The 5,275-nt window shown below is 28.8% G+C and carries 4 protein-coding genes and 1 other annotated feature; all 4 genes read right to left on the bottom strand.

Going from position 1 to position 5,275, the window contains the following annotated elements; all coding sequences use genetic code 11:
• Positions 1-178: 178 nt before the first annotated feature.
• The 4 genes from gatB to aspS are packed head-to-tail and all read right to left on the bottom strand — an operon-like array spanning position 179 to position 4,735.
• Positions 179-1,618 carry an Asp-tRNA(Asn)/Glu-tRNA(Gln) amidotransferase subunit GatB gene (gene gatB / locus NSA58_RS15570; RefSeq protein WP_039680911.1) on the bottom strand — a complete coding sequence of 480 codons (1,440 nt, stop codon included), beginning with the start codon at positions 1,616-1,618 and terminating at the stop codon, positions 179-181.
• Positions 1,619-1,621: 3 nt separating this feature from the next.
• The gene (gene gatA, locus NSA58_RS15565) at positions 1,622-3,079 is read right to left on the bottom strand and encodes an Asp-tRNA(Asn)/Glu-tRNA(Gln) amidotransferase subunit GatA (RefSeq protein ID WP_039680912.1); all 1,458 of its coding nucleotides are present in this window, start codon (positions 3,077-3,079) and stop codon (positions 1,622-1,624) included.
• A gap of 12 nt (positions 3,080-3,091) precedes the next feature.
• Positions 3,092-3,367 carry an Asp-tRNA(Asn)/Glu-tRNA(Gln) amidotransferase subunit GatC gene (gene gatC / locus NSA58_RS15560; RefSeq protein WP_074078732.1) on the bottom strand — a complete coding sequence of 92 codons (276 nt, stop codon included), beginning with the start codon at positions 3,365-3,367 and terminating at the stop codon, positions 3,092-3,094.
• Positions 3,368-3,397: 30 nt separating this feature from the next.
• Positions 3,398-4,735 (bottom strand): aspartate--tRNA(Asn) ligase, encoded by a 1,338-nt coding sequence (gene aspS / locus NSA58_RS15555; protein WP_139045073.1) that lies wholly within the window; start codon positions 4,733-4,735, stop codon positions 3,398-3,400.
• A gap of 177 nt (positions 4,736-4,912) precedes the next feature.
• Positions 4,913-5,160: a binding site (T-box leader), on the bottom strand.
• Positions 5,161-5,275: the final 115 nt, after the last annotated feature.

The following is a 5,275-nucleotide window of genomic DNA, read 5'->3' as shown; positions in this document are numbered from 1 at the left end:
TCATACATTTGTTTTTATTTTTCATATGATAATCCATAAGTTTTCCTCCATTTAATCTTCACATATTTACCCCATATTTTTATATTTATTCCATATTTATTTATACAATCCTTTAATTATTATTTTTTTTCCAAAAAAATTACTCCCTACTTTAAAATAGTGAGTAATTCTCATTAATTTACTTATTTTTAAGTTTTTCTTCTATCATTTGTTTTGCTACTTGAGGATTTGCTTTTCCTTTTGAAGCTTTCATTACTTGACCCATTAAGAATCCTACTGCTTTAATTTTTCCAGCTTTAAAATCTTCTATTGACTTAGGATTATTATTTAAAACTTCATCAACAAGTTTTTCTATTTCATCAGAACAACTAATTTGAGATAATCCTTTTTCTTCAATAATTTCTAAAACAGGCCTATTACTTTCAAACATTTCTTTGAATACTTCTTTTCCTGCTGTATTACTTATTTTACCTTCTTCAATTATTTTAAATAAGTCAACTAAGTTTTTAGGTGAAATTTTTATATATTCTGGTTCCATATTATTAGCATTTAATAAACGAAGTAAGTCACCTAAAATGTAGTTAGAAGCTGTTTTAGGATTTCCACCTTCCTTTACAATTTCTTCGTAAAATCCAGCTAAAACCTTACTTCCTATTATTATAGAAGCCTCTTTTTCGTTTATTCCGTACTCTTTTACAAATCTAGCTCTTTTTTCTATTGGCATTTCAGGCAATGATTTTTCTATAGTATCAACTTTTTCCTGCGGTATTATTATAGGTGTCAAATCTGGTTCTGGAAAATATCTATAGTCATGAGCTTCTTCTTTCGAACGCATTGATAAAGTTTTACCTTTTCCAGCATCCCATCTTCTAGTTTCTTGTTTTATTTTATATTCTTCTTTATATTGATATAATTCTTTTTGTCTTTTTTCTTCTTTTTCCAAAGCTTTTTGAACTTCTCTAAAAGAGTTTATATTTTTTATTTCTACTTTTGTTCCGTATTCTTCCTGTCCATAGGTTCTTATGGATATATTTGCATCGCATCTTATGGAACCTTGTTCCATACGGCAATCTGATATTTCAGCATATTCAAGTATTCCCTTTAACTCTCTCATAAATGCTGCTGCTTCTCCAGGTGATCTCAAATCTGGTTCTGTAACAATTTCAACAAGTGGTACTCCAGCTCTATTGTAATCTATAAGAGATACTGGTTCATCTTCCAAATGGACAAGTTTTCCTGCATCTTCTTCTATATGTATTCTGCTAATTCTAACAGATACTTCTTTTCCTTCGTAAGTAAAATTCACCATACCATTTACACACATAGGTAAATCATATTGTGATGTTTGATAGTTTTTAGTTAAGTCTGGATAAAAATAGTTTTTTCTATCCATTTTATTATAATTATTTATTGTACAGTTTACTGCTCTTCCAGCTTTTATTGCTAAATTAACAACTTCTTCATTTAAAACTGGTAGAGTTCCTGGTATTCCCAGGCATATGGGACATGTATTTTCATTTGGTTTAGCTCCAAATTCTGTGGAACAAGAACAAAATATTTTAGTATTTGTTTTTAGTTCTGCATGTATTTCCAAACCAATAACAGTTTCTAGTAACATAAATTACACCTCTCTTTCAAAGTTTAGATTTAGTTTTTTCTCTAATGCATAAGCAACTTTATAAATTTTATCTTCCGTAAATACATCTCCTATCAATTGAAGTCCTATAGGAAGACCTTCACTACTTTTGCCTCCTGGCATAGATAGTGCTGGCACTGTTGCCAAGTTAATATTTATAGTATAAATATCAGCTAAATACATAGCTGTTGGATCTTCACATCTTTCTCCTATTTTAAAAGGAAGTATTGGGGATACTGGTCCAATAATAATATCGTATTTCTTAAATGCTTCTTTAAAGTCATGTTTTAATTTAGCTCTAAATTTTTGTGCTTTGTTGTAGTAAGCATCATAATATCCTGAAGATAATGCATAAGTTCCAAGCATTATACGTCTTTTTACTTCTTTTCCAAATCCTTCACTTCTACTCTTTTCTACTAGTTCTTCCACAGAATCATAGTCTTTTGTTCTATATCCATATCTTATGGAATCAAATCTTGCTAAATTAGAGCTTGCCTCTGCTGAAGATATTATATAATAAGGAGCAAGCCCATCTTTTGTAACAGGTAGTGAAAATTCTTCTACTTCTGCTCCAAGCTCTCTTAGAACTTCTATATCTTTAAATATAGCTTCTTTTATTTCTTCATCTAATCCTTCTTCTTCAATAAACTCTACAGGAATACCTATTTTCATTCCTTTTATTCCAGAGTCAATCCCTTCAGTATAGTCTTTTACTTCAAGATTTTTAGCACTAGTTCCATCTAAATCATCTTCTCCTGCCAATATATTTAATAAATAAGCATTATCTTCCACAGTCATAGAAAATGGACCTACTTGGTCAAGAGATGAACCAAAAGCAATTAGTCCAAATCTAGATACTAAGCCATAAGTTGGCTTCATACCAATAATCCCACAAAATGATGCTGGCTGTCTTATAGATCCACCTGTATCAGATCCTAAAGCTAGTGGAACCATATTAGCCCCTACAGCTGCTGCTGATCCTCCAGATGATCCTCCAGGAACTCTAGACTTATCTATTGGATTTTTTGTAATTTTAAAAGCTGAATTTTCTGTTGAAGATCCCATAGCAAATTCATCTAAATTTGTTTTTCCTATTAATATAGCATCTTCTTCTTGTAATTTTTTTATAACTGTTGCATCATAAGGAGGAATAAAATCTTCTAACATTTTAGATGCACAAGTTGTTGCTACTCCATTTGTACAAAGATTGTCTTTTATAGCAATAGGAATGCCTGATAGTTTGCCCACATTTTCTCCTTTAGCAATTTTTTCATCCAATTCTTTAGCTTTTTTCAAAGCTTTTTCTTCTTGTAATGATATAAATGCATTTATACTTTCTTCTTTTTCTTTTATATTTTTAATATAATAACTTACAACTTCTTCGCAGGAAATTTCTTTATTTTGTATTTTATTTACTAGTTCTTTTATACTATAATTTTTCATTTAAGCATCCTCCTACTCAATGATTTTAGGAACTTCTATGAAAGTTTCTCTCATTTTTTTAGAATTTCTATATAAATCATCTATATCACATTTTTTACATATGTCTTTTCTAACTACTGCAACTTTTGCTTTTTCAATTTCTACACCTTCCAAATGTAGTTTATCTAAAGTTTTAAATTGTTCTAAAATATTTTCAAATTCACCTGCAAATACTGTAGCTTCTTCTTCACTAAATTGAAGTTTAGCTAACTTTGCAATATACTTAACATCTTCTTTCGTAATTGCCATTTTTTTCACCCTTCCTTTAATTTTTATTATTTATGGAGTTAATCTCTTCATATCTCTTGGTATAAGAGTCGCCTCCCTAATATTTGTAAGTTTTAATATTTTCATAGTAAGTCTCTCAAGTCCTATGGCAAATCCTCCATGTGGAGGCATACCATATTTAAATGTTTCTAAATAAAAATCAAATTCCTCTGGATTTAATCCAAATTTAATTATATTCTCTTTTAACATTTCATAATCATTAATCCTTTGACCACCTGTAGTTATTTCCAAACCATCATATATTAAATCAAAACTTTTAGTTAATTCTTTATTTTCATCATCTGTCATCGTATACATAGGTCTTTTGCTAACAGGATATTTAGTTAAAAATACAAAATCACAATTGTATTTTTCTTTAACATATTTAGAAATCAATACTTCACCTTCTGCATCTATATTTCCAATTGGAGATTTCTTATTGTATTTATCTAGTAATATTGCATGAGCTTCCTGTAAAGTTATTCTTGGAATAAACACCTCATTAGGTAAGTCTATTTTATACATTTCAAGCTCTTTTTTGCAAACTTTATTTAAATGATTAAATAAATAGTTTATAAAACCTTCTTCTAAGTCCATTAATTCAAATTCATCTTTAATAAATCCCATTTCGACATCTAAACTAACGTATTCATTTAAATGTCTCCATGTATTATGAAGCTCTGCTCTATAAGCATGACCTATCTCAAAAACTCTTTCAAATCCAGCTCCTACCATCATTTGTTTATAAAACTGAGGTGATTGTGCTAAAAAAGACCTTCTATCAAAGTAATTTATAGTAAACATTTCTGATCCACCTTCTGTTGATGAATCTATAATTTTTGCTGTATGAATTTGTTCAAAATTTCTTTCTTTTAAATAATCTCTAAAAGCTGTTTCAATTTCACTTTGTATTTTAAATATGGCTCTTATCTCAGGTCTTCTAAGAGCAATTGTTCTATGATCTAATTGAGTTTCCAATGCTGCCTTATTTTTAAAACTGTTAATTTCAAATGGAAGTTTATCATAGTAAGTACTTCCTAAAATCTCAAATTTTTCAACTAATACTTCTATTTTACCAGGTGCTTTTTCATTGCTACATAATTTTCCCACAACTTCTACAGCATTTTCCAATCTCAAATCTTCAATTTGTTCTTTTTCACAAACTAGCTGAATTACTCCAGACTTATCCCTTAATTTTATAAATACTACATGGCTTAAATCAGTTATTTTGTGTACCCAACCCCTAAGTAATACTTTTTGATTTATACAATCATTTAATTCATTTATAAATATTCTTTCCAAACCTTTATCTTTTCCCTTGTCATAAAATGCTCTTTCTAACTGTGCCATTTTCTTCAATCCTTTCTTTTATTATTTTTATACATTAAATCTTCGATCTGCTTGTATCGTCATAGAGCTGAAAATTAGCTCTGTTGCTCTCTTAATAAATTTGATTTTATATCTTTTATCAATATGTTATATAAAAGATATAATTTTTTACAATTAAAAAACGTCCCTATACAAAAGTATAGGGACGTGATATTTACGCGGTACCACCCTAGTTGACTATTTTTAGTCCACCTTAATTACGTACAGAATTAATTTTCGATACGTTTCCTAGATAACGGTAGGATTCCGTTTAGGCCTACTCTTTAATATAAATTTCGGCTAACCACTCCAAAGTGTTCTTCAACTAAAGTATCATACAAAGCTTCCACCATCCTTTGTTCTCTATAAATCAACATATAGTCTACTCTCTTTTTCATCGTATTTTCTATATATTTTTAATATTGTAAATTAACTTCTAAATAAAAGCAACAACTTTTTATTATGTTTCTAATTATATTTTGAACTTAAATATTATAATATTTATTTACTATTCAAAAGTAT

Origin of the sequence: Terrisporobacter muris, assembly GCF_024621905.1 — a bacterium.
Lineage (GTDB): Bacteria > Bacillota > Clostridia > Peptostreptococcales > Peptostreptococcaceae > Terrisporobacter > Terrisporobacter muris.
Note: the sequence above shows the minus strand (reverse complement) of the source record. Positions and strands in the feature narration are given on the sequence as shown.